This is a genomic window from Streptomyces sp. NPDC028305 (assembly GCF_055569495.1).
Genome location: NZ_JBVHTN010000004.1, coordinates 381,959 through 405,743 on the forward strand (window position 1 = coordinate 381,959; position 23,785 = coordinate 405,743).

Here is a 23,785-nt window from a genome sequence, read left to right on the forward strand (position 1 = left end):
TACCAGCCAGGCTTACGGTTCGGGCGACCTACCCGGCGAGGTCGCTCTTGTAGAAGACGGTCGCCCGGAACTGGTCAGGACTGCCACTGATCTTGCTGGAGAAGCCGAACGCGAGGCGCGGGCCGCCCGACGATCGCCAGATCGCCATTCCCTGGGGTTCGCGACCGGGCAGCGACTCGCCCGCTCTCGTCCGGTACACCTCCTCGAACGAACCCCCGGTCTTGTTCATGTCGAGACGGACCAGGTAGGACGGCTCGGCCGGGTCCGAGGGGGTCGCGGGCGCACCGCCGTAGGAGAGGTACGCGTACTGGCCGTACGAGGTCACGCCCTGGAAGAGGTCGGAGTCGGAGAGACCGAGTTGCGCGTTGGTCGGGAGGGCGCGCTTGGCAAGGATGGGAGTGCTGTCGCTGATGCCCTTGTTGATGACGGCGGGGAGGTCGAACAGCGCGAGGCGCCACGGGCTCGTCGTCCCCATGTACCGGACGAGCAGCCGGTTGGTGTAGGGATCGATCGACGGTCTCGGACAGTCCCGGAAATCGGAGAGGCCGATCGGGAATTTCCAGACCCCTGCGTCCTCGGCGTAGTCGAGCTCGCCCCCGTCGCTGTATTTGATGCGGCAGATCGTGTGGCTGTTGGCGGCCGTATCGGGGGACAGGCTCCGCCAGTCGCCCGCGAGCCACACATACGGAGAGCCGGACGTGTCCGGCTGGATCCCCATCGACGAACCGTGGTCGAACCCGTGGAGCGCCATGGCACCCAGCACCTTGCCGCTCAGGTCGGTCCTGGTCATCCAGAGGTCGCCGTTCGTGCTCCCGACCTTGGTCTGTACGAAGTAGATGTGCCCGTGGACGTGGTCGAAGGCGAAGGACTGCATCGCCCAGTAAGGCTGGTGAAGCGTGGCCCGCACAACGGGATCGCCGCCGGCCCCCTCGAATACGAAGCGCTGCGATGTCGGGACGGTCGCGGACGCCGATTCAGCCGCGAATAAGGAAAGGCCGCCGCTCGCTGCGGCGGCTGCTAACCCTGTTCCGGTTCGGAAGAGCGTGCGACGGCTTACGGCAGACGCTCCGCCGGTTTGGGTACTTTTACGCAAGGACATCACCCTGTCGGTCGTTCGGTCGATTTGGTCGATCACGATCTGGTACTTCACCAGCCGCGCCAAGCGCCGTCGATCAGGCATCGGTGCGCTCAGTCCTTGTGGATGTCCTCCGCCGCTATCAGGGCCGGGTCGAGGATGACGTCCTGCTCGCGGGCCTCGGTGGTCGGGTCCTCGGGGAAGTGGCAGGCGGACAGATGGCCCTCGCGGTTGCCTTCGAGGCGGATCAGCGGGGGCTCTTCGCGGGCGCACTTGTCCTGGGCCTTCCAGCAGCGGGTGCGGAAGCGACAGCCGGAGGGCGGGTCGATGGGGGAAGGGACGTCGCCGGCGAGACGGATGCGCTCGCGGCGGGAGGTGGCGCTCGCCCCGGAGCCGTCGGCCTCGCCGTCGTCCTCGCCCTCGTCCTCGGCCAGCAGAACGGCCTCGGGGACCGCGGACAGCAGAGCGTGGGTGTAGGGGTGGCGGGGGCGGAGGTAGATGGAGTCGCGGTCGCCGACCTCGACGATCTTGCCGAGGTACATGACCGCGACGCGCTGCGAGAAGTGGCGCACCACGGCCAGGTCGTGGGCGATGAAGAGGAAGGCGATGCCCAGCTCGCGGCGGAGCTCCTGGAGGAGGTTGACGACCTGGGCCTGGATGGAGACGTCGAGAGCTGACACCGGTTCGTCGGCGACGATGAGCTTGGGTTCGAGGGCGAGCGCGCGGGCGACGCCGATGCGCTGGCGCTGGCCGCCGGAGAACTCGTGGGGGAAGCGGTTGTAGTGCTCGGGGCTCAGCCCGACGATCTCCAGCAGCTCGCGCACCCGGGCCTCGCGGCCGCCCGGCGGCCTGATGCCGTTGATCTCCATCGGCCCGGAGATGATCGCGCCCACCGTCTGCCGGGGGTTCAGCGAGGAGTACGGGTCCTGGAAGATCATCTGGATCTCGGAGCGGATCGGAGCGAGCTGTTTTCGGTCCGCGTGGGTGATGTCCTGGCCCTGGTAGGTGATGGTCCCGGCGGTGGGCTCCACGAGCCGGGTCAGCAGCCGGCCGGTGGTGGACTTGCCACAGCCGGACTCGCCGACCAGGCCGAAGCTTTCGCCCGCGCGCACGGTCAGGTCGATGCCGTCCACCGCCTGGACGGCGCCCACCTTCCGCTTGAAGGGGAAGCCACCCATGATCGGGAAGTGTTTGGTCAGCTTCTCGGCGACGAGGAGGGGTTCCCCGGACGCGGGCGACGCGTTGCTGCTCATGTCCGTGACTCCTAAGCCAGCCGGGGCTTGATCTGCTCGATGAAGATGGTCTGTTTGCGCTCGGCGGCCAGATGGCAGGCCGCGCCCCGCCCGTCCGGGAGCGAGGGGCGCTCGGTGGCGCACCGGTCGCCGCCGACCTCCTCGGTGTAGGCGCAGCGCGGGTGGAAGGGGCAGCCGGGCGGCGGGGCGAGGAGGCTGGGCGGGGCGCCGGGGATGGGGCTGAGCGGCTCGTCGACGGCGGAGTTCAGACGGGGCATGGAGCCCAGCAGCCCCCAGGTGTACGGATGCCCGGGGGAGCGGAGCACCTCGCGGACCGTGCCCCGCTCCACGGCCCGGCCGGCGTACATCACCAGCAGGTCGTCGGCGGTGTTGGTGACCACGCCCAGGTCATGGGTGATGAGGATGATCGCGGAGCCGAACTCCTGCTGAAGATCCTTGAGCAGGTCGAGGATCTGGGCCTGGACGGTGACGTCCAGAGCGGTGGTCGGCTCGTCGGCGATGAGCAGATCGGGGTCGCAGACCAGGGCCATGGCAATCATCGCGCGCTGCCGCATACCGCCGGAGAACTGGTGCGGATAGTCGCGCACGCGCAGCTTGGCGTTGGGGATGCCGACCTTCTCGAGCATCTCGATGGCGCGGTCCCACGCCTCGCGCTTGGAGGCCCCGGTGTGCTTCCGGTAGGGCTCGGCGATCTGGCGGCCGATCGTGTAATAGGGCGAGAGGGCGGTGAGCGAGTCCTGGAATATCATCGCCATCTTGTGGCCGCGCAGCTTCTCCAGCGCGCGCTCGGGCGCCCGGGTCAGCTCCTGGCCGTCGAGCACGATCTCGCCGCGGATCTCGGTGTTGCGCGGGTCGTGCAGACCGAGGACGGCGAGGTTGGTGACGGACTTGCCGGAGCCGGACTCGCCGACGATGCCGAGGGTGCGACCGCGCTCGAGGTCGAAGGAGAGGCCGTCCACGGCCTTGACGACGCCGTCCTCGGTGGAGAAGCGCACATACAGGTCGCGCACGGACAGGAAGGCGTCGCCCGCGGCGGGGGCCGGGGTGGCCTCGGACTTGGTCAGGGTGGTCACGTCGGTCGTACTCCTAGGCGAGGCGCACGCGCGGGTCGATGACGGCGTACAGCGCGTCCACGATGATGTTGGCGATGACGATCGCCGTGCAGCTGAAGAGCATCACGCCCATCAGCATCGGGAGGTCCTTCTCGGTCACCGACTCCACGGCGAGCCGGCCCAGGCCGTGCAGGGTGAAGGTGAACTCCGTGATCATCGCGCCGCCGAACAGCGAGCCGAGGTCGATGCCGACGATGGTGATGATCGGGGCGATCGCGCCGCGCCAGGCGTAGCGGAAGAAGACCGTACGGCCCGACATCCCCTTGGCGCGCGCGGTGCGCACATGCTCCTCGCCCAGCTGCTCGACCATCTGGGAGCGCGTCATACGGCTGTAGTTGGCGATGAAGATGATGGAGAGCACCAGCCAGGGCAGCAGCAGCCCGCTGAACCACTTGGCCGGATTATCGGTGAACGGGGTGTACTCGGGCCGGTCCACCAGGCCCCAGGTGTCGACCAGCAGCCACAGCGCGATGACGCCGACGAAGTAGATCTGGAGCGAGTTGCCGATCAGCGACAGGGAGCTGAAGAACTTGTCGGCGAAGGTGCCCCGCTTGGCCGCGGCGATCATGCCGATGGAGACCCCGATGAGCAGGAAGACCGCGGCGCCGCCGACGGCGAGCGAGAGCGTGGTCGGGTAGCGGTCCATGATGGTCTCCCAGACCGGCTGGGAGTTGGTGAAGGAGTACCCGAAACAGGGGGCCGGGCAGTGGCCGACCTCGAAGTCCCGGCCGGCGAAGATGCCGACCAGATAGTGCCAGTACTGGACCGGGACCGGCTGGTCGAGGCCCAGGTTCTTGTTGATGAGGGCGATGGCGTCCGGGCCGCAGTTCTTCCCGCAGGCCAGCTGCGCCGGTTCGGAGGGCAGCGCGAAGAAGAGGAAGAACGTGATCGCGCTGATCAGGAGGATGATGACGATCGCGCCGAGGGAGCGGCGTACGAGGAAACGAAGCATGGCGTCGCGGGTCTTCCGGTACGGGCGCCTTGGGCGACCAGGGCGGGTCGGAGAGGCGGCGCCGTCCGCCACCCGCGGAGGGTGACGGACAGCGCGCCCTGGGGCTGGTGCGGTGATCACGCGGCGGAGCCGCGTGGCGATCGCGGTTGTGCTACTTCACATACACCCCGGTCGGGTCCGCGGTTCCATATACCGGCTGGTATTTGATGCCGCCGAGCCCCGAACCCCAGATGTTCCACTGGCGGTTGTAGAAGAGCGGGACGGCCGGCACATCGTCGGTGAGGATCTTGTTGGCGAGCGTGACCCACTCACCCGACGCCTTCTCCACGTCCGTGATCTTCAGGATGCGGGCGATCTCGGAGTCGACCTCGGTGTTCCTGAGGTGCCAGTAGTTCTGCGAACCGTCGGCGACGGCCTTGCTGTCGAACAGCGGCGGGATCACGGTCGAGCCGACCGGCCAGTCGGCGCCCCAGGAGGCCCGGTAGATGTCGAAGCCGTTGTCGACCTTGGAGATCTCGGTGGAGAAGTTGTTGGAGTCGATCTCCTTCTTCTGCACCTTGAACCCGGCCGCCTGCAGAGCCTTGACGACGACCACGGAGACGTTCTGGTACTCGGTGGTGTTGGGGTAGGCGTAGACGATCTCCTGACCCTCCTTGCCCGCCTCCTTCAGCAGCTCCTTGGCCTTCTTGGTGTCGCCGCCCTCGTTCCCCTTCTTCGTCTTCTCGAAGGGGTCGAATTCCTTCCACCCGGCGAGCGAGGGAGCGAGCAGGTTGCCCGCGACCTGCCCGGCCCGCTTGCCGCCGAACTGGCCGAGGATCTGGTCGTTGGGCATGGCGTAGGCGAGGGCCTGCCGGACCTTCTTGTCCTTGATCCGGTCCATGTTGATGGCCATGTAGTCGACGTACGGCTGCACCTCGAGGAAGGTGCGCGCCTTGGCCCCCGCGTCCTTGGCCACTTCCTGGGCGGACTCGACGGTGACCGCGTTGGTGAAGGACATCGCCTGCTTGTCGCTGCCCCGGTCGGCCAGCAGCCGGCGGGCGGACTCGGGCTCCTGGACGCCGAAGCGGATGTCGAACTTCTCCGGGTACTGGTGGCGGACCGCGTCCGTCTTCGGGTCCCATTGGTCGTTGCGCACCAGGGTCAGCGACTTGTCCGGGTTGAGCTTCTCGATCTTGTACGGGCCCGAGGAGACCGGATGGTTGGTGTACTTCTCGGCGGTGTCCTTCTTGCCGTCGGAGGGCACCGCCCCGATGTTCGGCATGCCGACCGCGTACGGCGTGTCCGCGTGCGGCTCCTTGAAGTGGAAGATGACCGTCTTGTCGTTGGGCGTGTCCAGCACGTCCTTGGGCAGGTGCTTGCCCTTGTACGGGCCGTCGGGCAGCGCCTTCCGGAAGGACTGGCCCTCACCCGAGAGCCACTGCGGGATGTACAGCGGCCCGTCGGTCGCCCACTTGGAGTAGAGCCGCTCGACGGACTGCCGGACATCGGCCGAGGTGATCGGGGATCCGTCCTCGAACTTGAGGTTGTCCTTGAGCGTGTACGTCCAGGTCTTGCCGCCGTCCGAGGACTTGCCGGTGTCGGTGGCGAGGTCGCCGACCAGCTTCACCCGGCCCTTGTCGTCGACCTTGTAGGTGGTCAGCGACCGGTTGTAGAGCATCTGGACGGTCAGCATGTCGGCGTAGTAGATCTGCGCCGGGTCGAGATACGTGAAGGCGTCGCGCTGGAGGACGTTGACCGTCCCGCCCTTCTTGGCGCCGGGCACCTCGGCGGCCGGGCCGGTGGAGTCGGCCGCGGTGCCGAGCGAGTAGTTCTCGGCCCTGTTCTTGTCCGGCTTGTTCTCGACGGGATCCTCTTCGCCGCCCCCGCCGCTGCTACAGGCGGAGAGCACGAGGGCCCCGATCGCCAGAGAGACGGCCGCCAGCCGCCCTCTGCCCCGTTGAGATGAGGTCATGTGTCGTTGCACCTGCCTAGCGCTTAGTCTTCGGATCGAATGCGTCCCGGACCGAGTCCCCGAGCAGGTTGAAGGCCACCACGAAGATCACCATGGCCACGCCCGGGAAGAACATGTACGTGATGTCGTTCTGGTAGTGCCTGGCGCCGGTGGCGAACATCCGGCCCCAGTCGGGGGTCGGCTCGACGAGCCCGACTCCGAGGAAGGAGAGCCCGGCCTCGGCGGTCACGAAGGTCGGCAGCATCAGCGTCGACTGCACGAGGATCGGCGTCCACAGATTGGGCAGCAGCTCCTTGCTGATGATCCGCCACGGGGAGGCTCCGGTGACCTTCGCGGCCTCCACGAACTCCCGCTCGCGCAGGCTGAGCACCTGACCCCGCAGCAGCCGCGCCAGGCCCATCCAGCCCAGCGCCCACTGGACCAGGATCAGAGTGATCACGCGCAGATAAGTGGGCGTCTCCTTCTCCGGGCTGACGAAGAGCGAGTAGACGACCGGGGTGAACGCCACGAAGGAGAGCTGCGCCGGGAAGGCGAGGAGCAGATCGATGAAGCGGCCCAGGAAGTAGTCGGTCCTGCCGCCCATATAGCCGGCCGTGACGCCGACGAGGATGCCGGTGAGGGTGCACAGGAGGGTGACGGCGACCGCGATCAGCAGCGAGGTCCGTATGCCGTACAGGAGTTGGGTGAACACATCCCGGCCGAGCTGCGGCTGGAGGCCGAACCAGAACTCGCCGTCGATGCCCCCGTTGGGCTTGATGGGGTAGTAGAACTCGTTGAGCAGCCCGGGCCTGTCGAGTCCGTAGGTGGTGTACGGGTTCTTGCCGTACAGCCAGGCGATCACGGGCGCGAGTAACGCGATCACAAAGAAGAAGATCACGATGTAGGCCGAAATCACGCCTGTCTTGTCGCGTTTGAAGCGCCGCCACATCAGCTGGCCGGGCGAGCGCCCCACCAACGGCGCGCCCCCCTTGCCGACTTCGGCCGCAGGGGCGGCATCCGGGCCGGGCGGGGGCGCGTTCGCCCCGGCCGCCGCGGCCTGGGAAGGACTCGTCATCGCGTAACGCCCCCCGGACTGTTCGCTGTGTCTTTTCGCGCTGGTCTACTCGCGTCATGTCGCAGCCCGGCCGCCGGTGGTCGTGCGCGTCTCGGGATGAGCGGACTTTCGCAACCGATTCGCAGCCCAGTCAAGGGGCCAGCGGAAGCGGAAGGCACCCACCGGGCAGTCTTGAGCGAACATTTTGCAGATCGAGGTCCCGGCGTGCTTGACAGAGATCGTCCGTCGGCGACAAAGAGTGAGCAACGCACATCAAACGCGTTAACACGCAAGCAACTTGACTGACGCGATACCGATATACGGACGCGCCAGGCTGAACTGCGTACGGCCGTGCGGGTGCCGTAGACCGGCCGGGGCGCGCCATGTCGCCCCGGCCGGTCACCCATGTCGGCACACCTTCGGCACACTGCCGGCACATTGGTGGCGCCTTGACGGTTGATCCGGTGCCGGGGCGGGGCAAACCTACAGCCATGGGGCAGGGACGCATACTCAACCGCGGCGCGCGCACCTTCGGCGCACTGGTCTGCGCAGCGCTCGGACTGATCTCACTGGCGTGGATCATCCGGGACTTGGACAAGGCCGAGAAGGCCAGTGACGTGTGGTGGGCCTGGACCTCCGGGATTCCGTACGGGCTCCTCGGCTCGTCCCTCGTCGACGTGGTCCTGCTGGCCGTCTATGCGGCCGTCGGCATCACGGCGCTGCGCTCGTCGGCCGCCGCCGGGGCGCTGGCCTCGGCCGCCGTCGCGACGGTCGTGCTGCGCCTGCCCAGCCTGTGGAATCTCCAGGCCGACTGGATGCAGGGCATCCCCGGCGGGCTGAAGACCCGCGCGCAGCTCAGCGTATGGGCGGCCGTCGTGCTGGGCGGCCTCCTGCTGGCCGTCGTGGCCGCCGCCCGGCGCCCGGCCGATCCGGCCGTCCCCGACCACGCCGTCTCGCCCGCCGACCAGCCGCCCGCCCGGCCGACGCCCGCGGTCGCCGTGACGGCCGCGCTGTTCCTGGGAGCCGTCGCGGTCGTCGGCGGCGCCTGGCAGATCTACTGGGCCCAGGAGCGGGGCTGGGACAACTACAAGTACCTACTCTCCGGCGAGCACACGATCTCCACGCTGCTCTCGCCCCCCAGTGCCTGGGCGTCGTGGACGGTGGTGGCGCTGGCCCTGGCCGCCGCCTTCGCGGCGCTCGGCCGGGCGCCGCTGGCCCGGCCGCTGGGGATGACGGCGGCGGCGCTGGTGCTGGGCAGCGGGATCGCCGAGGTCTCGGTGTACATCAAGGTCAAGGTCGTCGAGCACCTCGACGAGGTGCCGACCGTGGTCGTGCTCGGCGTGCTCACCGCGTTCTTCGAGGTACTGGTCGGCCTGGTCGCGCTGATCGCCCTGGCGCAGCGCGGCGTCTCCGTGGACGACGGACCGCTCACCGGATGGGGCCGGCCCGCGCCGCCGTACGGGGGCTACGGCGGCTACGGTGCCGCGCCCGGGGGGTACGGCGACGCGACCGGCGGTTACGGCGCCTACGGCAGCGCGTCCAGCGGCTACGGCAGCGCGCCCGGCGGCTACGGCTACCCGTCGTCCCCGCCGACGGCTCCGCCCCCGCCGCCCGCGACCCCGCCCGCGGTCCCGCCGCCGCCCTCCTCGCCCCCGCCTCCGCCCCCGCCGGGCTGGTAGGAAGGCTCAGTTCGCGCCCAGCGACCGCCTCAGGAAGTCCACCTGGAGCAGGAGCAGGTTCTCGGCGACCTGTTCCTGCGGCGTCATATGGGTCACGCCGGACAGCGGCAGCACCTCATGGGGGCGGCCGGCCGCGAGCAGCGCGGAGGACAGGCGCAGGGTGTGCGCGGCGACCACATTGTCGTCCGCCAGGCCATGGATGACCATCATCGGGCGGTGCGGGTCCGCCGCGCGGGACAGCCCCTCGTCCGTCACCAGCGAGTTCGTGGCGTAGACCGCCGGCTGCTCGTCCGGGTGGCCCAGGTACCGCTCGGTGTAGTGGGTGTCGTACAGCCGCAGATCGGTGACGGGGGCGCCCACGATGCCCGCGTGGAAGACGTCGGGGCGGCGCAGCACCGCCAGCGCGGCGAGATAGCCGCCGTACGACCAGCCGCGGATGGCCACACGGGAGAGATCCAGCGGATAGCGCTCGGCGAGCGCCCTCAACGCGTCGACCTGGTCCCGCAGCGTCACCTCCGCCAGGTCGTCGCGGACGGCCTTCTCCCAGGCGGGGGAGCGGCCGGGCGTGCCGCGGCCGTCGGCGACGATCACCGCGAACCCCTGGTCGGCGAACCACTGCGAGGTCAGGTGGGGGTTGTGGGCGGCCAGCACACGCTGGCCGTGCGGACCACCGTAAGGATCCATGAGGACGGGCAGCGGGCCGTCGTCCGCGGTGTGGCCGGCCGGCAGCAGCACGGCGCACGGGATGTCGCGCTCGCCCGCGAAGACCAGGTGCGGGCGGGCGGTGATGACGGGCCGCTCCGCGTACGAGGCGATCTCCGCGAGCGGCTCCGCCGAGCCGTCGGCGGCGGGACGGACCACCTCGACCGTGGCGCCGGGCCGCTCCGGCTCGGCGTACGACAGGACGATCACCTCGCCGCCGCGCACGGCGGAGTGCACGGCCGGGAAGGGCCGCTTGCCGACCGCCTCCCAGCCGCCCTGGTCCCCGCTGCCGCGGTACCAGGCGCGGAAGACGCCGATCTCGCCGGGCCGCTCGGGCAGGTCGGCGTCCGCGCCGGGGGAGGCGGAGAAGAGGACGTCCTCCTCGCCGATGTCGAGGACCGCCCGGACGTGCAGCGCGCCCGAGGTGAGCTTGCGGTCGCCGACCATCAGCACGCGGGCGCCGCCCTCGTCCGCGATGCGGACCAGCCGTCCGTCCGGGGTCCAGGCCGGTACACCAGGGAAAAGATCAAGCCAGACCGGGTCCTCGTCCACATGGACGGTGCGGGTGCGCCCGGAATCGGGATCCACGGCCAGATAGAGCTGGCTGCGCTGGTCGCGCGCCTGGACGAGCAGCAGCGGCGGGCCGTACGCGGACCAGTGCACCTGGGCGAGATACGGATAGCGCCCCCGGTCCCACTCGACCTCCGTACGGGACCCGTCCAGGCCCAGCAGCACCAGCCGCACCTCGGCGTTGTCGGTGCCCGCGGCCGGGTAGGCGACCTCGGCGGGCTCCCGGTCGGGGTGCGCGGGGTCGGCGATCCACCAGCGCCTCACGGGCGCGTCGTCGACCCGGGCGACCAGCAGGGCGTCGCTGTCCGGCGACCACCAGAAGCCGCGCGAGCGCTGTGTCTCCTCGGCGGCGATGAACTCCGCGAGCCCATAGGTGACGGTGTCGCCCTCCGGCAGGGCCAGCGCCCGGTCGCCGGCGCCCTCGGTGCCCCCGGCGCCGCCGTTGGCGTCCGTTACGCGCAGCGCGCCCTGCGCCACATAGGCGATGTGGCGTCCGTCGGGCGACGGGCGCGGGTCGATCACCGGTCCGGGCGTGGGGAGTCGACGGGTCACACCGGCGCGCAACTCGGTGGCGAACAGCCGTCCGGAGAGTGCGAAAGCGGCCAATTCGACGGCCAAGTCGGTGGCGTAATCGATGACGCCCGCCGAGCCCTCCCGGCTGCGCTCGCGGCGCGCCCGCTCCTCGGCGGACAACTCCTCGTCGGCGCCGCCGAGCAGGGCGGCGGGGTCCGCGGCCGGGTACTCCCGCCGCTCTTCGAGGTCGTACACCCACAGGAGGTTGGCCCGGTCGGTGCCCGAGCGGGAGCGCAGGAACGTCACGCGCGAGTCGTCGGGGGCCACGGCGAAGGCGCGCGGCGCACCGAGGGTGAAGCGCTGGGTGCGGGCGTGCTGCCGGGGGAAGGAGAGCTGTCCGGTCATGGGCCGAGCGTACGGCCCGGGCCGGGTTGCCGGGGGCATGTTCGTCCCGCGACGCCCGAGAAGATCAACTCACCGAATGTGGCGAGAATCAGGCCTGATGACGAGGGCGATCGTGCGAACAGGCATGCGCCCCTGTCATGCTCCCGTGCACCGAGTCGTGCGCACGGGCCCATAGTTATGATCGATTGCGCATAGTGGGTAGGCCCCCTGTGGCATGAATATGTTGTCCGTTCGAGCGCGTGTACCTGGAGGTGAGCCGCTGTGGCGCTCTCGATTTCGTTGGTCGTGCTGTTGCTGATCGTCGTCTTCATGCTCGTCCAGAAGGCTGGGCTGAAGTCGGCGCACGCGCTTGTCTGTGTGCTGCTCGGCTTCTACCTCGCCAGTTCGTCGATCGCCCCGACGATCGACGACCTCACGACGAACGTGGCGAACATGATCGGAGATGTCGACCTCTGATCCGCGGGTGACCCACGATCCTCCCCCAGGGGGCTCGTAGGCTGTGCCCATGACCCCGGTCCTTCCCGCCCGACGCCTGCTCCTGGTACACGCACATCCGGATGACGAGTCGATCAACAACGGCGCGTCCATGGCCAAGTACGCCGCCGAGGGTGCTCATGTCACGCTGGTGACCTGCACGCTCGGCGAGGAGGGCGAGATCATCCCGCCCGCCCTGGCGCATCTGGCCGCCGATCGCGACGATGCGCTCGGCCCGCACCGGATCGGCGAACTCGCCGTGGCCATGAAGGCGTTGGGGGTCAGCGATCACCGCTTTCTGGGCGGACCGGGCCGGTATCGCGACTCCGGGATGATGGGCGCCCCGCAGAACGACCGCCCCCAGTGCTTCTGGCGGGCGGAGGTGGACGAGGCGGCCGCGCACCTGGTCGAGGTGGTCCGCGAGATGCGCCCGCAGGTCCTGGTCACCTATGACCCGCACGGGGGCTACGGCCACCCCGACCACATCCAGGCGCACCGCGTCGCCATGCGCGCGGCGGAGCTCGCCGCCGAGCCGGTCTACCGCCGGGACCTCGGCAACCCGCACGAGATCGACAAGATCTACTGGAACTGCGTGCCGCGTTCGGAGCTCGAGGAGGGCTTCGCCCGGCTGCGCGCCGCGGGCGCGGAGGCCCCGTTCCCGCGGACCGCCTCGGCCGAGGACGTGCCGGGGGTGGTCGACGACGCGCGGGTGACCACGACCGTGGTCGGCGCCGCGTACGCCGGGGCGAAGGCGGAGGCCATGCGCGCCCACGCCACCCAGATCGTGGTGGACGAGCCCTTCTTCGCGCTCTCGAACGATCTGGGGCAGCCGCTGTTCGCCACGGAGCACTATCTGCTCGTCGGGGGGCGGGCGGCCGCGGCGGCGGACCCGGCGCGCGGCCGCGAGGACGACCTGTTCGCGGGGGTGCCGGCATGACGGCCGTGCGCCTGGCGGGGTATGTGGGGCTCGGGGTTCTCGGGGTGCTGGTCGCCGCCGCGGGCGCGCTGGTCCAAGCGGCCTGGTTTCCCGGCGGGTTGCTGCTCGCGCTGCTCGGGATCGGCGCGCTGTGCGTCGGCGGGGTCAAGGCGATGGACGCCCGGCTGGGCGGGGTGGTGCCGGCCGGGGCCTGGGTGATCGCCGTGTTGTTTCTCACCGCGGCCCGGCCCGAGGGGGACTTCCTCTTCGGGGCCGGACTGGGTTCCTATGTCTTCCTGCTGGGCGGAATGTTCGCGGGTGTGATGTGCGCCACGATCCCGAAGGTGTCGCAACCGGGCAGAGGCCCGGCCCGACTTGTTAAGTGACGTCACGTTTCGCCGGGGCCTTCGCCAGGGCGGCGGGCGGTGCCCGCCGGTGCGCGGGCCGCGCTGTCGCAGCGGTCGTCAAGTGCATGCCTGCGGGGCCCAGTAAGGTGGTGCCGCCGCCGAGCCGCCCGCGCGAGTCTGACGGGCGGCGGAGCTAACTGGGAGAACCTGCTTTGAGCCGTGAATCTGACAGTTCGTCCTCCGGGACCCGGAAGGGCAGCGGCGCCGCCGCGTACCCGCCGGGCACCCCGCCGTACGGATCCCGCCAGTACCCGTCGCAGGATGCCCAGCAGGGCGGTTCCGGAGACGGCGAGGCGCGTGCCGCGGCCAGGCCGGAGGAGCCGAAGACCGAGACCACACTGACGACCCGGATCAGGATCAACATCCCCGGGTCGCGGCCCATCCCTCCGGTGGTCATGCGCACACCGGTCGGCGAGGAGGGCGTGCCGAACCAGCGCTCCGCCGACGACGCCGAGGGCACCGACGACCAGCCCGGGCCCGACGCCGCCCCGGCGGACGGCCCGCGCCCGCCCCTGCCGGTGCGCGGAGAACACGGAGAGCACTCGGCGAACAGGGCCGAGAAGAAGAAGGAGGACCGGACCAGCGACTGGTTCGCGCCCCGCAAGGGCAAGGGCGGCGGGTCGACGACGGGCAGCTCGCCCAAGCCCCCGGTGCCGCCGGCCGCCACGCCCCCGGCCCCCGGGCCCTCCGCGGCCGAGCCGTTCGCGGCCGAGCCGTTCGGGGCGGCGGCCGCCGCTCCGGAGACCACCCAGCAGTTCCCGGCGCCCGACTTCTCGGCCCCCGACTTCCCGGCCGCCGATTTCTCGGCTCCCGAGACCACGCAGCAGTTCCCCGCCCCCTCGCTGGGCGGCGGGCCGGGCGCCGACCTGCCGTACTTCACCGACACCCCGCCGGGCGGCTTCTCCGGGGTGCCGGAGCCCAGTGGCCCGACGACCGGCCCGGTCACCGGCGACATGCGGCTGCCCCGGCCTTCGGGCGCCACCCGGCCGCCGCTGGGCGGCGCCGGGCTCGCCGGCCAGCCGCCCACCCCGCCGAACGGCTCGCCGCTGTCCGGCAGTCTCGGCGCCACCACTGGTACGAGCCCCGTGGCGCCCGCCGGGCCGCTCGGCGGCCCCGGCGGCAAGCCGGGCGCCCAGACGGACACGGCGCCGCCGCTGTTCCGCGACCCGGACCCGACCCCCAGCGGGGGCGTGCCGGTCGACCAGGCCTCCGGGGAGACGCTGGTCAGCGGCATCCCCGTGGTCCCGCCCGCTGCGAAGGGGCCGGGCTCGCCCTTCCCGTCCGCCCCGAGCGGCGCCGCCTCGCCCCCCACACCCGACGAGGGGACCGCCCCGCCGAGCGGCCCGAAGCCGCCCGCGACCCCGGCGGCCGCCCGCCCCAAGAAGAAGGGGCGCTCCAAGATGGTCCTGGCGGTGGGCGCGCTCGTCTTCATCGGCGGCGTCGCGTACGGCGCGGGCCTGGTGATGAACCACGCCGACGTCCCGAACGGCACCACCGTGCTGGGCGTCGACATCGGCGGCACCTCCAAGGCGACGGCCGTCCAGAAGCTCGACACCGCCCTGTCGGGCCGTACCACCGCCCCGCTGAAGGTGTCGGTCGACGGCCAGCAGAAGGAGATCAAGCCGTCCGTCGCCGGCCTGACGCTGGACACCGAGGCCACGGTCCGCGAGGTCGCGGGCCGCGACTACAACCCGGTCACCGTGGTCGGCTCGCTGTTCGGCGGCACCCATGAGGCCGAGCCGGTCGTCACGATCGACGAGGAGAAGCTCAAGGACGCGCTGGAGCGGCTCGCGGGCACCTCGGGCACGGCACGCGAGGGCACGATCAGGTTCCAGCCCGGCCGGGCCGTCGCGGTGTACGGCAAGGCGGGCAAGGCGCTGGACGTCGAGAAGGCGGTCGCGGCGGTGGACGAGGCGTTCCGGCAGCGGGCCGCCACGGGCCAGAACAAGGTCATCACCCTGCCCGTCGTCACCAAGCAGCCGCAGGTCAGCAACGCCGAGGTCGACCGGAAGATGAAGACCTTCGCCCAGCCCGCCATGTCGGACCTGGTCAAGGTCCAGACGGACCCGGCGCACTCCCTTCCGCTGAGCCCGCAGAACTCCCTGTGGAAGGTCCTGTCCATGAAGGTGGTGGACGGCAAGCTGGTGGAGCACTACGACCTGAAGGCCCTGAAGGAGCTGTACGGCGGCTTCTTCGACAGCGTCCTCATCGAGCGCGGCAACGGGAGCAAGCAGCCCGTCGCCCCGACCGATGTCGCGGTCGCGCTGGGCAAGGCGCTCCAGGGCAAGACCCCGGCCGAGCGGATCGGCATCATCGCGACCAAGTGAACATCGCGTACGGCCCCCGTCCGGCTCCGGGCGGGGGCCGCGGCGTGCCCGGCCCGGACCATGACATCTGTCATGCCGAGCCCACGACCGCAGACACTGCCGGGGAGCCATCGCTCCGGGCGAAGCTTGGGCCATGACCGCAACAACCGCTCAGTCCGCTTCCGGCCCGGCCACCGCGTCCGGCGGCGCCCCGGCGTCCGCGCCGGTGGTCGCCTTCGACAAGGTGAACAAGAGCTACGGCAGCGTGCGCGCCGTGGCCGACCTGGACCTCACGCTGCACGAGGGCGAGACCGTCGCGCTGCTCGGGCCCAACGGCGCGGGGAAGTCCTCCACCCTCGATCTGCTGCTGGGGCTGCGCACCCCCGACTCCGGCGCGGTGCGGCTGTTCGGCACCAGCCCGCGCCAGGCGATCGAGGGCGGCCGGGTGGGCGCGATGCTTCAGAGCGGCGGCCTGATGGAGGACGTCACGGTCCAGGAGCTGGTGCGGCTGGCCTGCGATCTGCACCCCCGGGCCCACCCGGTGCGGCAGGTGCTGGAGCAGGCGGGGATCACGGAGATCGCCGACCGTAAGGTGAACAAACTCTCCGGCGGCCAGGAGCAGCGGGTGCGCTTCGCGCTCGCCACCGCGGGCGCCTCCGATCTGATCGTGCTGGACGAGCCGACCACCGGCATGGACGTCTCGTCCCGGCAGACCTTCTGGGCCGCGATGCGGGCGCAGGCGCGGCAGGGGCGCACCATCCTCTTCGCCACCCACTACCTCGAAGAGGCCGACACGATCGCCGACCGCGTGATCGTGCTGCACCGCGGGCGGGTGCTCGCCGACGGCTCGTCCGCCGAGATCAAGGCGATGGCCGGGGCCCGGCGGATCGCCTTCGAGCTCGACGAGCCGGCCGACGAGGCGGCGCTGCGCGCACTGCCCTGTCTGACCGGGATCGAGATATCGGGGCGCACGGTCCGGATGCGGTCCAGCGACGCCGACGCGACGGTCCACGCGCTCTACGGCCTCGGGGTGTACCCGCGCGGCATCGAGGTCGCGGGCCTCGGCCTGGAGCAGGCGTTCCTCGCCATCACCGACGCCGCGACCGCTGAGGAGGCGGGACGATGACCACCCTGATCAAGCTGGAGATCGTGCGCGCCCTGCGCAACCGGAAGTTCATGTTCTTCACGATCATCTACCCCTCGGCGCTGTTTCTGATGATCGCGGGTACCAGCGACACCACCTCCCTGGTGTCCAACACCCATCTGACGATGCCGCTGTACTACATGGTCGCGATGGCCTCCTTCGGCTCGCTGACCGCCGTGCTGATGGGCAACAGCGAGCGCATAGCCAAGGAGCGCGAATCGGGCTGGGTGCGGCAGCTGCGGCTGACCTCGCTGCCCGGGCGCGGCTATGTGGTGGCCAAGATCGCCTCGGCGGCGGTCGCCACCCTCCCGGCGATCGTGGTCGTCTTCGTCGTGGCCGCGGCGGCCAAGGACGTGCGGTTCGACGCCGCGTGGCAGTGGTTCGCCCTGACCGGCGTGATCTGGGCGGGCTCCCTGGTGTTCGCCGCGCTGGGCGTGGCCATCGGCTATCTCGCGTCCGGCGACGCCGTACGCCCCCTGACGATGATCATCTACTTCGGGCTCTCGATCCTCGGCGGGCTGTGGAGCCCGACGACCTCCTACCCGCAGTGGCTCCAGCACATATCCGACTACCTGCCCACCCACGCCTATGCCGCGCTCGGCCAGGCGATCGAGCTGGGCGGCGCGCCGCACACCAAGGACGTCGCGCTCCTGGCCGCGTATCTGGTCCTCTTCGCGGGCGCGGCCGCCTGGCTGTACCGCAAGGACACCCGCAAGGCCTGAGCCGCAGGGAGGGACCATACGAGAAGCCGAGGGCCGAGGGGCCGAGAAGGGATGAGAGGCGTGGACGAGCGGTGCGAGCGGGAGAGCGGGGCGGCCGAGCGAGGCGGCGCCCGCCGGGCGGCCTGGCGCCGGTCGCTGACGCGCGAGGACGATGTGCTGACCGGCATCGGCCGCGAGGCCACCGACCGCAAGCAGGCGCTGATCAAGCTGATGTGGGTCGGCATCTGGATGGCGTATATGACCGCTCCGGTCAGAGATCTGCTGAACGGCGGCCACGGCCCCCTCGCCACCGCCCTGGGCTGCCTGGGCCTGCTGGCCTTCCTGTCCGCCTACTGCGTGCTCCTGTTCCGGCACGTCGGCCGGCCCCTGGACCACCGGAAGGTCGTCGGGGCGCTGGTCACGATGGCCGCGCTGGCCGCCGTCCTGGCGCTGACGCTCGGCGCCTCCTGGCTGGTGCTCTTCGTCTATGTGTCGGTGGCCTGCGGCGCGGTGCTCCCGCTCAGGGCCGCGCGGCTGGCGATCCCGCTGGTCACCGTCGTCCTGCTGCTGGTCGGCCTGACGGCCAGGGACGCCCGGCATCTGCTGCCCGCCCTGGTGATCCCCGCGCTGCTCGGCGGGTTCGCGATGAGCGGGGTGCGGCAGCTGGTCCGTACGACCAGGGCGCTGCGGGAGGCGCGGGCCACCGTCGCCCAGCTCGCCGCCAACGAGGAGCGGCTGCGGCTCGCCCGCGATCTGCACGACCTGCTCGGCCACTCACTGTCGCTGATCACGCTCAAGAGCGAGCTGGCCGGGCGGCTGCTCCCCGCCCGGCCCGAGGAGGCCGGGCGGCAGGTCGCCGACATCGAGCGGGTCGGCCGCCAGGCGCTCGTCGACGTACGGGAGGCGGTCGGCGGATTCCGCCGCCCGACCCTGGAGGCCGAGGTGGCCGGGGCCCGCACCGCGCTGGCCGCCGCGGGCATAGCCGCCGACCTCGGCCGGGCCGCCGACGGCCACCCGGATCTGCCGCCCGACGAGGAAGGGGCGCTGGCCTGGGCCCTGCGCGAGGCGATCACCAATGTGGTGCGGCACAGCGGGGCGCTGCGCTGCGCCGTGACCCTCACCGAGGCCGGCGACGAGCTGCGCCTGACCGTCAGCGACGACGGCCGGGGCCCCGAGGGTCCGCCGGGCAACGGCCTGTCCGGGCTGTCCGAGCGGCTCCAGCTCGCCGACGGCAGGCTGGAGACCGGGAGCGGCGAGCGGGGCGGGTTCGCGCTCCGGGCCTATGTGCCCCTCTCGCGCCGAGCCACCGCCCCCGAACTCTCGTCGTCCACACCCGGGTAAAGCGGGTTGTCCACAGCCGGGTAGAGCGCCGTCCACACCCGGGCCAAGGGTGTCGGGGTCGCCACTTACTCTGGGCCCATGAACGTGCAGACGGGGGAGCCGGGCGGGGCGCCGGGCGGTCGCATTCGGGTGCTTCTCGCCGAGGATCAGTCGATGGTGCGGGAGGCGCTGGCCGCGCTGCTCGGGCTGGAGTCCGATATCGAGGTCGTCGCCCAGGTCGCGCGCGGGGACGAGGTGGTGGACGCGGCCCGGGCCCACCGGCCGGACGTCGCGCTGCTGGACATCGAGATGCCCGGCATGACCGGGCTCGACGCCGCAGCCGTGCTCCGCACGGAGCTCCCCAGCGTGCGGATAGTGATCCTGACCACCTTCGGCCGCCCCGGCTATCTGCGCCGGGCGATGGAGTCCGGGGCCGAGGCCTTCCTGGTCAAGGACGCCCCCGCGGCCGAGCTCGCGGGCGCGGTGCGCCGGGTGCTGCGCGGCGAGCGGGTCATCGACCCGACGCTGGCCGCGGCCGCGCTCGTGGACGGGGCCTGCCCGCTGACCGCGCGGGAGCGGGAGGTGCTTCGGGCCTCGGCCGACGGCTCGACCAACGCGGAGCTGGCGCGCAGGCTGAACCTCTCACAGGGCACGGTCCGTAACTACCTCTCCACGGCCATCCAGAAGACCGCCGCCCGCAACCGCGCCGACGCGGTGCGCATCGCCCGTGACAAGGGGTGGCTCTGACCAGGATCAGTATCTGACCGGGCTCAGCAGCCGGTTCGGCGGCGAAGCTCAGTTCAGCCTCGCCCTGGCGGCCCGCGCCTGGCGCCGTATGGCCTCCGCCGCGTTCGGCTCCATCGCGGCCACCACCTCCGCGTACTCCTCCATCTCCTGCGCGCCGCCCACGAAGTCCCCGCGCTCCACGAGGAGTTTGGCGCGCTCGTAGCGCAGCCTGGCCGGGTGGCTGGGCAGCAGCAGTGACAGCTCCACCGCCCAGAGCTGGACGTCCGAGCTCCCCCAGCTACCGCTGGGAGGTGCCCCCGGCCTGGCGGCGGCCCAGGCGCGGATGTTGTTGAGGATCCGCAGGACGATCTCCAGCGGGGTGGCCGGGCCCGGCCTGATCGGGCCCGGCGGGGTCCCCAGCGCGCCCGCCACCATCAGCGCCGCGTCCTCGTCGGACAGCGACCGCCCGCCGTCGAAGGGGTCGGCCAGCACATGGCTCCCGTACGGATCGCCGAAGCCGACCACGAAGTGGCCCGGCAGCGCCACCCCGTACACCGGCGCGCCCGCCCGCCGGGCGACCTCCATCCAGACCACGGACAGCAGGATCGGCAGCCCGCGCCGCCGCCGCAGCACCTCGTGCAGCAGCGAGGATTCCAGCCGCCGGTAGTCGGCCGCGGAGCCGCGGAAGCCGAGGCGTTCGCCGAGCAGCCGGGCCAGCGCCGCGGCCCAGGCTCCGGGCCCGTCGGGGGAGTAGGGCACCAGACCGGCCAGCCGGTCGAGTTCGATCTGCGTGGCGTCGATCGCGTCCTCGTCCAGCTCCGGATCGGCCTCCTGGGCCAGCAGCAGGCACAGCAACGCCAGGTCGGGGCGTTCCTCGCGGGCCGCCTCGGCGAAGCGCCGGCGCCGGGCCGGGGTGTCGTCTCTGCGTGGCATAGGTGCCTCGTACCCGATCAGCGGTGGTTCTCGTGGGGTGCGCGCCAGTGGTGGTAGCGGTGGTGGAGGGTGAAGCCCATGCCCTCGTAGAGCGCTCGGGCACCGTCATTGTCCGTCTCGACCTGGAGATACGCGGCCGAGGCGCCCTCCTTCAGGGCCTTGCGGGCGAGCGCCGTCATCACGGCGGTGGCCAGCCCCTGACGGCGCAGTCGCGGATCGGTCTCCACGGCCGTGAACCCGGCCCAGCGGCCGTCCACCACACACCGCCCGATCGCGGCCGGGACGCTTTCGTTCTCCGTCTCCGAGGTCGCCTCGGCGGTCGCTATGGTCGCGAACCACACCGACGGGCCGCCGCCGAGCACCCGCAGCACCTCGGGGGCGGGTTCGCCGGAGGCGGAGCGCTGATAGCGGGCCAGCCAGGCCTCGTCGATGTCCTGGGAGAGGGCGACCCGTGAGACATCGGCGTCGAGATCCGCGAGGGGCGCGAGGGCGGCGATCCGTGTCTCCGCGGAGACCTCCTGGATCCAGCCGTGGGCCGCGAGCTCCGCGGCCAGCAGCTCCTGTGTCCCCTCGGCGCCGGTGCTGACCTGGATGTACGCGGGCAGCCCGCGCTCGGCGTACCAGGCGGTCACCCGCCGCAGTGCCTCCTCGACCGGGACGCCGGGGTCGCCGAGCGGCAGCACGGAGTTGGCGCGCCGGGTGAAGCCGCCCGCCGCGCGCAGCTCCCACGCGCCGAGCCGCTCGCTCTCCACCGGCGGCCAGGCGCGGGCCGCGGCCCGGTCCAGCTCGGCCGCGGTCGCCGCCGGGCCGCGGCGGCGGGCCGGAGCGGCGGGCACCACCTTCCCCGCCACGAGCGAGGCTTCCGCGATGCGGACTTCCTCTCCCGTGCGCCGGGTGACGCACAGCACACCGCTCGTCCACGATGTGAGCACTCCGACGACGTCCGTGAACCGCGCGCCGCTGTTCCCACCCTCGATCGTCAGCCTGACGGACACACGTTTACCCACGTCGGATGGGGTAATCCGGACCTCTAGCCGTCCGCCAGTGGTGAAATCCACAGCTCTGCTCGCCCCTCGTGTGCGTCTGGTGCCCAAGAACGGAGATACTAGGTGCGGGCATCGACGACGCCGCGCTCCCGCGCGATAGCAGCCCTAACGAGGAGGAACGACAGCGTGACCTACGTCATCGCGCAGCCTTGTGTCGACCTGAAAGACAAGGCGTGCATCGAGGAGTGCCCCGTCGACTGCATCTACGAGGGCCAGCGGTCCTTGTACATCCACCCGGACGAGTGCGTCGACTGTGGGGCCTGTGAGCCGGTCTGCCCGGTCGAGGCGATCTTCTACGAGGACGACACTCCCGAGGAGTGGAAGGACTACTACAAGGCGAACGTCGAGTTCTTCGACGAGCTGGGCTCGCCCGGTGGCGCGAGCAAGCTGGGCCTGATCGAGCGTGACCACCCCTTCATCGCCGCCCTGCCCCCGCAGGAGCACGACGAGTGACCTCGCGGCGCGCGGGCGCGTTCTGAAGACGCCCCGGCACCGCGCAGCCTTCGGTCCCGCAAGCCACCCGGGCCTGCGGGGCCGGGCTGTTTTCCCGAGAAAGCGAGCCAGTTGTGCCACCCGTCTCCGCCCGTCTCCCCGTCTTCCCGTGGGACCGGCTCGAACCGTACAAGGCGACCGCCGAGGCGCATCCGGACGGCATCGTCGACCTGTCGGTCGGCACCCCCGTGGACCCGGTCCCCGAGCTGATCCGCGCGGCGTTGAGCGGCGCGGCCGACAGCCCCGGCTATCCGACCGTGTGGGGCACCGCCGCGCTGCGGGACGCGCTGACCGGCTGGGTGGAGCGGCGGCTGGGCGCGACGGGTGTGTCGCACACCCAGGTGCTGCCGGTCGTCGGCTCCAAGGAGCTGGTGGCGTCGCTGCCGACCCAGCTGGGCCTCGGCCCCGGCGACCGGGTCGCCTTCCCGCGGCTGGCCTACCCGACGTACGAGGTGGGCGCGCGGCTCGCGGGCGCGGAGCCCGTGCCGTACGACGAGCCTACGGAACTCGACCCGGCCGGGCTGAAGCTGCTGTGGCTCAACTCCCCGTCCAACCCGACCGGCCGGGTGCTGGACAAGGACGAGCTGCGGGCGGCGGTGGCCTGGGCGCGCGAGCACGGCGTGCTGCTGGTCAGCGACGAGTGCTACCTGGAGCTCGGCTGGGACGCCGACCCGGTGTCGGTGCTGCACCCCGAGGTGTCGGGCGGCAGCTTCGACGGCCTGGTGGCGGTGCACTCGCTCTCCAAGCGCTCCAACCTGGCGGGCTACCGCTCGGCGTTCCTCGCCGGTGACGCGGCGGTCCTCGGCGAGCTGCTGCAACTGCGCAAGCACGGCGGGATGATGGTGCCCGCGCCCGTACAGGCCGCCACCATCGCGGCGCTCGGCGACGACGCGCACGTGGCCGAGCAGCGCGAGCGCTACGCCCGCCGCCGCTCCGCGCTGCGCGGCGCGCTCGAGGGGTGCGGCTTCCGGATCGAGCACAGCGAGGCGTCGCTGTACCTGTGGGCGACGCGGGACGAGCCGTGCTGGGAAACTGTCGGCGCGCTCGCCGAGCTGGGCATCCTGGTGGCGCCGGGTGACTTCTACGGCGTGGCGGGGGAGCGGAATGTGAGGGTCGCGTTCACCGCCACCGACGAGCGGGTCGCGTCGGCGGTCCAGCGGCTGGGCGGCGGTCTGCCCAGGAGCTGAGGGCGCGGCCGGGACACGGCGGCCGGGACACACCGGCCGGCACGGACATGACGGGCCCGGGGAGCCGATGCTCCCCGGGCCCGGGTGTGTCGCGGGGCGTCAGCCGCTGATGAACGGCAGGCCCTTGAGCGGCAGACTGTCGGTCAGGGCGGCGAGGGGCGACGGGTTCGGGGCGACCGGGGCGGAGGGCGCGGCCGAGGTCGGCTGCTCGGGCGCGGCCGCGCCCTCCTTGCCGACCCTCTCCATCTTGCCCGACTTGCCCGCCTTGCCGGTGACGGCCTTTCCGACCTTGCCCATCACGGCCTTGCCACGGCTCGGCGCGGCGTGCCGGCCCTTGCCCTTGCCCTTGGCGGCCGGGGCCGCGGCCTTGCCGTGCTCGCCCCCGGCGGCCTTGGCGGCCTTGGCCCCCTTGTTGGCCCTGACGGCCTTGTCCTCTCCCGCCTTGCCCGCGACCGCCTTCGTCCCGGACGCCGCCTTGGCCCCGGAGGGGGCCGCCTTGCCCGCCGCCGGAGCGGTCTTGTCCGCGGGCCGGGCGGCCGGGGCGGCCTGCTCCGGGCCCCGGAGGGCGCGCTTGACGGTCCCGCCCGCCGCGTTCCCGACCTGCCGCGAGGCGGAGTCCGCGAGGTTGCCGACCGAGGAGGTGTCGAGCGCGCTCAGCCCGCCCAGCTTGGGGGCCTGCGAGAGGTTCAGGTCCGCTGCACTCGCGGCGCCGGCGGCACCGGCCACGGGAGCTGCACCCGCTGCGACCAGCAGCGCGGTTCGCGCGATCCGACGCGTGAGGGGGAGGGACATGATGCTCCTTTGACGGAGGGACATTTGGCGTGAATGTCCGGCAGGCGGACGCAGTGAATACCGCGTGAGAAGCGGGAAGGTTGCGGTACGCCAAGG

Annotated in this window: 21 protein-coding genes; 11 read left to right on the top strand and 10 right to left on the bottom strand. The window is 71.6% G+C overall.

Annotated features, from left to right (window positions below):
* Positions 1-28 precede the first annotated feature (28 nt).
* From ACZ4WQ_RS17990 to ACZ4WQ_RS18015, 6 genes are all read right to left on the bottom strand, one after another.
* On the bottom strand, positions 29-907 hold the full coding sequence (locus ACZ4WQ_RS17990) for a phage baseplate protein (protein WP_468022281.1): 879 nt from the start codon (positions 905-907) through the stop codon (positions 29-31).
* Positions 908-1,188: 281 nt separating this feature from the next.
* Positions 1,189-2,328, bottom strand: coding sequence for an ABC transporter ATP-binding protein (locus tag ACZ4WQ_RS17995; protein ID WP_385345417.1), 1,140 nt, complete (start codon positions 2,326-2,328; stop codon positions 1,189-1,191).
* Positions 2,329-2,339: 11 nt separating this feature from the next.
* Positions 2,340-3,401: an ABC transporter ATP-binding protein gene (locus tag ACZ4WQ_RS18000; RefSeq protein ID WP_468022282.1), complete on the bottom strand. Its 1,062-nt coding sequence runs from the start codon at positions 3,399-3,401 to the stop codon at positions 2,340-2,342.
* 13 nt (positions 3,402-3,414) lie between these two features.
* Positions 3,415-4,392 carry an ABC transporter permease gene (locus ACZ4WQ_RS18005; protein WP_311727614.1) on the bottom strand — a complete coding sequence of 326 codons (978 nt, stop codon included), beginning with the start codon at positions 4,390-4,392 and terminating at the stop codon, positions 3,415-3,417.
* Between the two features lie 151 nt (positions 4,393-4,543).
* Positions 4,544-6,343 (bottom strand): ABC transporter substrate-binding protein, encoded by a 1,800-nt coding sequence (locus ACZ4WQ_RS18010; protein WP_311727615.1) that lies wholly within the window; start codon positions 6,341-6,343, stop codon positions 4,544-4,546.
* A 16-nt stretch (positions 6,344-6,359) separates the two neighbouring features.
* Entirely contained in the window at positions 6,360-7,397 is a 1,038-nt protein-coding gene (locus tag ACZ4WQ_RS18015) for an ABC transporter permease (RefSeq protein WP_311727616.1), read from the bottom strand.
* A gap of 470 nt (positions 7,398-7,867) precedes the next feature.
* On the opposite strand from ACZ4WQ_RS18015, the gene ACZ4WQ_RS18020 reads away from it, so the two are divergent.
* Positions 7,868-9,055 (top strand): hypothetical protein, encoded by a 1,188-nt coding sequence (locus ACZ4WQ_RS18020; protein WP_468022283.1) that lies wholly within the window; start codon positions 7,868-7,870, stop codon positions 9,053-9,055.
* A gap of 6 nt (positions 9,056-9,061) precedes the next feature.
* Here the strand turns inward: ACZ4WQ_RS18020 and ACZ4WQ_RS18025 are convergent, their stop codons facing one another.
* A complete protein-coding gene (locus tag ACZ4WQ_RS18025; RefSeq protein WP_468022284.1) occupies positions 9,062-11,245 on the bottom strand; it encodes a S9 family peptidase in 2,184 nt (727 codons plus the stop codon).
* 261 nt (positions 11,246-11,506) lie between these two features.
* Here ACZ4WQ_RS18025 and ACZ4WQ_RS18030 point away from each other — a divergent pair, with 261 nt between their 5' ends.
* From ACZ4WQ_RS18030 to ACZ4WQ_RS18065, 8 genes are all read left to right on the top strand, one after another.
* Entirely contained in the window at positions 11,507-11,701 is a 195-nt protein-coding gene (locus ACZ4WQ_RS18030; RefSeq protein WP_311727619.1) for a hypothetical protein, read from the top strand.
* Between the two features lie 49 nt (positions 11,702-11,750).
* The gene (gene mshB / locus ACZ4WQ_RS18035) at positions 11,751-12,656 is read left to right on the top strand and encodes an N-acetyl-1-D-myo-inositol-2-amino-2-deoxy-alpha-D-glucopyranoside deacetylase (RefSeq protein ID WP_398371152.1); all 906 of its coding nucleotides are present in this window, start codon (positions 11,751-11,753) and stop codon (positions 12,654-12,656) included.
* Entirely contained in the window at positions 12,653-13,021 is a 369-nt protein-coding gene (locus ACZ4WQ_RS18040; RefSeq protein ID WP_311727621.1) for a DUF6113 family protein, read from the top strand. Before mshB ends, ACZ4WQ_RS18040 begins: the two co-directional genes overlap by 4 nt.
* 173 nt (positions 13,022-13,194) lie before the next feature.
* On the top strand, positions 13,195-15,369 hold the full coding sequence (locus ACZ4WQ_RS18045) for a peptidoglycan binding domain-containing protein (protein ID WP_468022285.1): 2,175 nt from the start codon (positions 13,195-13,197) through the stop codon (positions 15,367-15,369).
* A gap of 133 nt (positions 15,370-15,502) precedes the next feature.
* Positions 15,503-16,474: an ABC transporter ATP-binding protein gene (locus ACZ4WQ_RS18050; protein WP_311727623.1), complete on the top strand. Its 972-nt coding sequence runs from the start codon at positions 15,503-15,505 to the stop codon at positions 16,472-16,474.
* Positions 16,471-17,214, top strand: coding sequence for an ABC transporter permease (locus tag ACZ4WQ_RS18055; protein WP_311727624.1), 744 nt, complete (start codon positions 16,471-16,473; stop codon positions 17,212-17,214). Before ACZ4WQ_RS18050 ends, ACZ4WQ_RS18055 begins: the two co-directional genes overlap by 4 nt.
* Positions 17,215-17,265: 51 nt before the next feature.
* Positions 17,266-18,534 carry a sensor histidine kinase gene (locus tag ACZ4WQ_RS18060; protein WP_468022286.1) on the top strand — a complete coding sequence of 423 codons (1,269 nt, stop codon included), beginning with the start codon at positions 17,266-17,268 and terminating at the stop codon, positions 18,532-18,534.
* Positions 18,535-18,612: 78 nt separating this feature from the next.
* Positions 18,613-19,260, top strand: a complete 648-nt coding sequence (locus ACZ4WQ_RS18065; protein WP_311727625.1) for a response regulator transcription factor — start codon at positions 18,613-18,615, stop codon at positions 19,258-19,260.
* A 48-nt stretch (positions 19,261-19,308) separates the two neighbouring features.
* Here the strand turns inward: ACZ4WQ_RS18065 and ACZ4WQ_RS18070 are convergent, their stop codons facing one another.
* Both ACZ4WQ_RS18070 and ACZ4WQ_RS18075 read right to left on the bottom strand, forming a co-directional pair.
* The gene (locus tag ACZ4WQ_RS18070) at positions 19,309-20,172 is read right to left on the bottom strand and encodes a transglutaminase-like and tetratricopeptide repeat-containing protein (RefSeq protein WP_385345402.1); all 864 of its coding nucleotides are present in this window, start codon (positions 20,170-20,172) and stop codon (positions 19,309-19,311) included.
* 17 nt (positions 20,173-20,189) lie between these two features.
* Positions 20,190-21,230: a GNAT family N-acetyltransferase gene (locus ACZ4WQ_RS18075; protein ID WP_398371158.1), complete on the bottom strand. Its 1,041-nt coding sequence runs from the start codon at positions 21,228-21,230 to the stop codon at positions 20,190-20,192.
* Positions 21,231-21,344: 114 nt separating this feature from the next.
* Between ACZ4WQ_RS18075 and fdxA the strand changes: the two genes are divergently transcribed.
* Together fdxA and dapC are read left to right on the top strand one after the other, a co-directional pair.
* Entirely contained in the window at positions 21,345-21,671 is a 327-nt protein-coding gene (fdxA, locus tag ACZ4WQ_RS18080) for a ferredoxin (protein ID WP_014054705.1), read from the top strand.
* 113 nt (positions 21,672-21,784) lie between these two features.
* Positions 21,785-22,897: a succinyldiaminopimelate transaminase gene (gene dapC / locus ACZ4WQ_RS18085; RefSeq protein ID WP_358844509.1), complete on the top strand. Its 1,113-nt coding sequence runs from the start codon at positions 21,785-21,787 to the stop codon at positions 22,895-22,897.
* 99 nt (positions 22,898-22,996) lie between these two features.
* Here dapC and ACZ4WQ_RS18090 read toward each other — a convergent pair whose 3' ends face one another.
* Positions 22,997-23,689, bottom strand: coding sequence for a hypothetical protein (locus ACZ4WQ_RS18090; RefSeq protein ID WP_385345397.1), 693 nt, complete (start codon positions 23,687-23,689; stop codon positions 22,997-22,999).
* Between the last annotated feature and the right edge of the window lie 96 nt (positions 23,690-23,785).

Coding starts and splice junctions, on each gene's coding strand:
- ACZ4WQ_RS18065 (WP_311727625.1), top strand. CDS start 18,613: ATGAACGTGCAGACGGGGGAGCCGGGCGGGGCGCCGGGCGGTCGCATT.
- ACZ4WQ_RS18010 (WP_311727615.1), bottom strand. CDS start 6,343: ATGACCTCATCTCAACGGGGCAGAGGGCGGCTGGCGGCCGTCTCTCTG.
- ACZ4WQ_RS18015 (WP_311727616.1), bottom strand. CDS start 7,397: ATGACGAGTCCTTCCCAGGCCGCGGCGGCCGGGGCGAACGCGCCCCCG.
- ACZ4WQ_RS18070 (WP_385345402.1), bottom strand. CDS start 20,172: ATGCCACGCAGAGACGACACCCCGGCCCGGCGCCGGCGCTTCGCCGAG.
- ACZ4WQ_RS18025 (WP_468022284.1), bottom strand. CDS start 11,245: ATGACCGGACAGCTCTCCTTCCCCCGGCAGCACGCCCGCACCCAGCGC.
- ACZ4WQ_RS17995 (WP_385345417.1), bottom strand. CDS start 2,328: ATGAGCAGCAACGCGTCGCCCGCGTCCGGGGAACCCCTCCTCGTCGCC.
- ACZ4WQ_RS18060 (WP_468022286.1), top strand. CDS start 17,266: ATGAGAGGCGTGGACGAGCGGTGCGAGCGGGAGAGCGGGGCGGCCGAG.
- ACZ4WQ_RS18040 (WP_311727621.1), top strand. CDS start 12,653: ATGACGGCCGTGCGCCTGGCGGGGTATGTGGGGCTCGGGGTTCTCGGG.
- ACZ4WQ_RS18005 (WP_311727614.1), bottom strand. CDS start 4,392: ATGCTTCGTTTCCTCGTACGCCGCTCCCTCGGCGCGATCGTCATCATC.
- ACZ4WQ_RS18020 (WP_468022283.1), top strand. CDS start 7,868: ATGGGGCAGGGACGCATACTCAACCGCGGCGCGCGCACCTTCGGCGCA.
- ACZ4WQ_RS18055 (WP_311727624.1), top strand. CDS start 16,471: ATGACCACCCTGATCAAGCTGGAGATCGTGCGCGCCCTGCGCAACCGG.
- mshB (WP_398371152.1), top strand. CDS start 11,751: ATGACCCCGGTCCTTCCCGCCCGACGCCTGCTCCTGGTACACGCACAT.
- ACZ4WQ_RS18090 (WP_385345397.1), bottom strand. CDS start 23,689: ATGTCCCTCCCCCTCACGCGTCGGATCGCGCGAACCGCGCTGCTGGTC.
- ACZ4WQ_RS18050 (WP_311727623.1), top strand. CDS start 15,503: ATGACCGCAACAACCGCTCAGTCCGCTTCCGGCCCGGCCACCGCGTCC.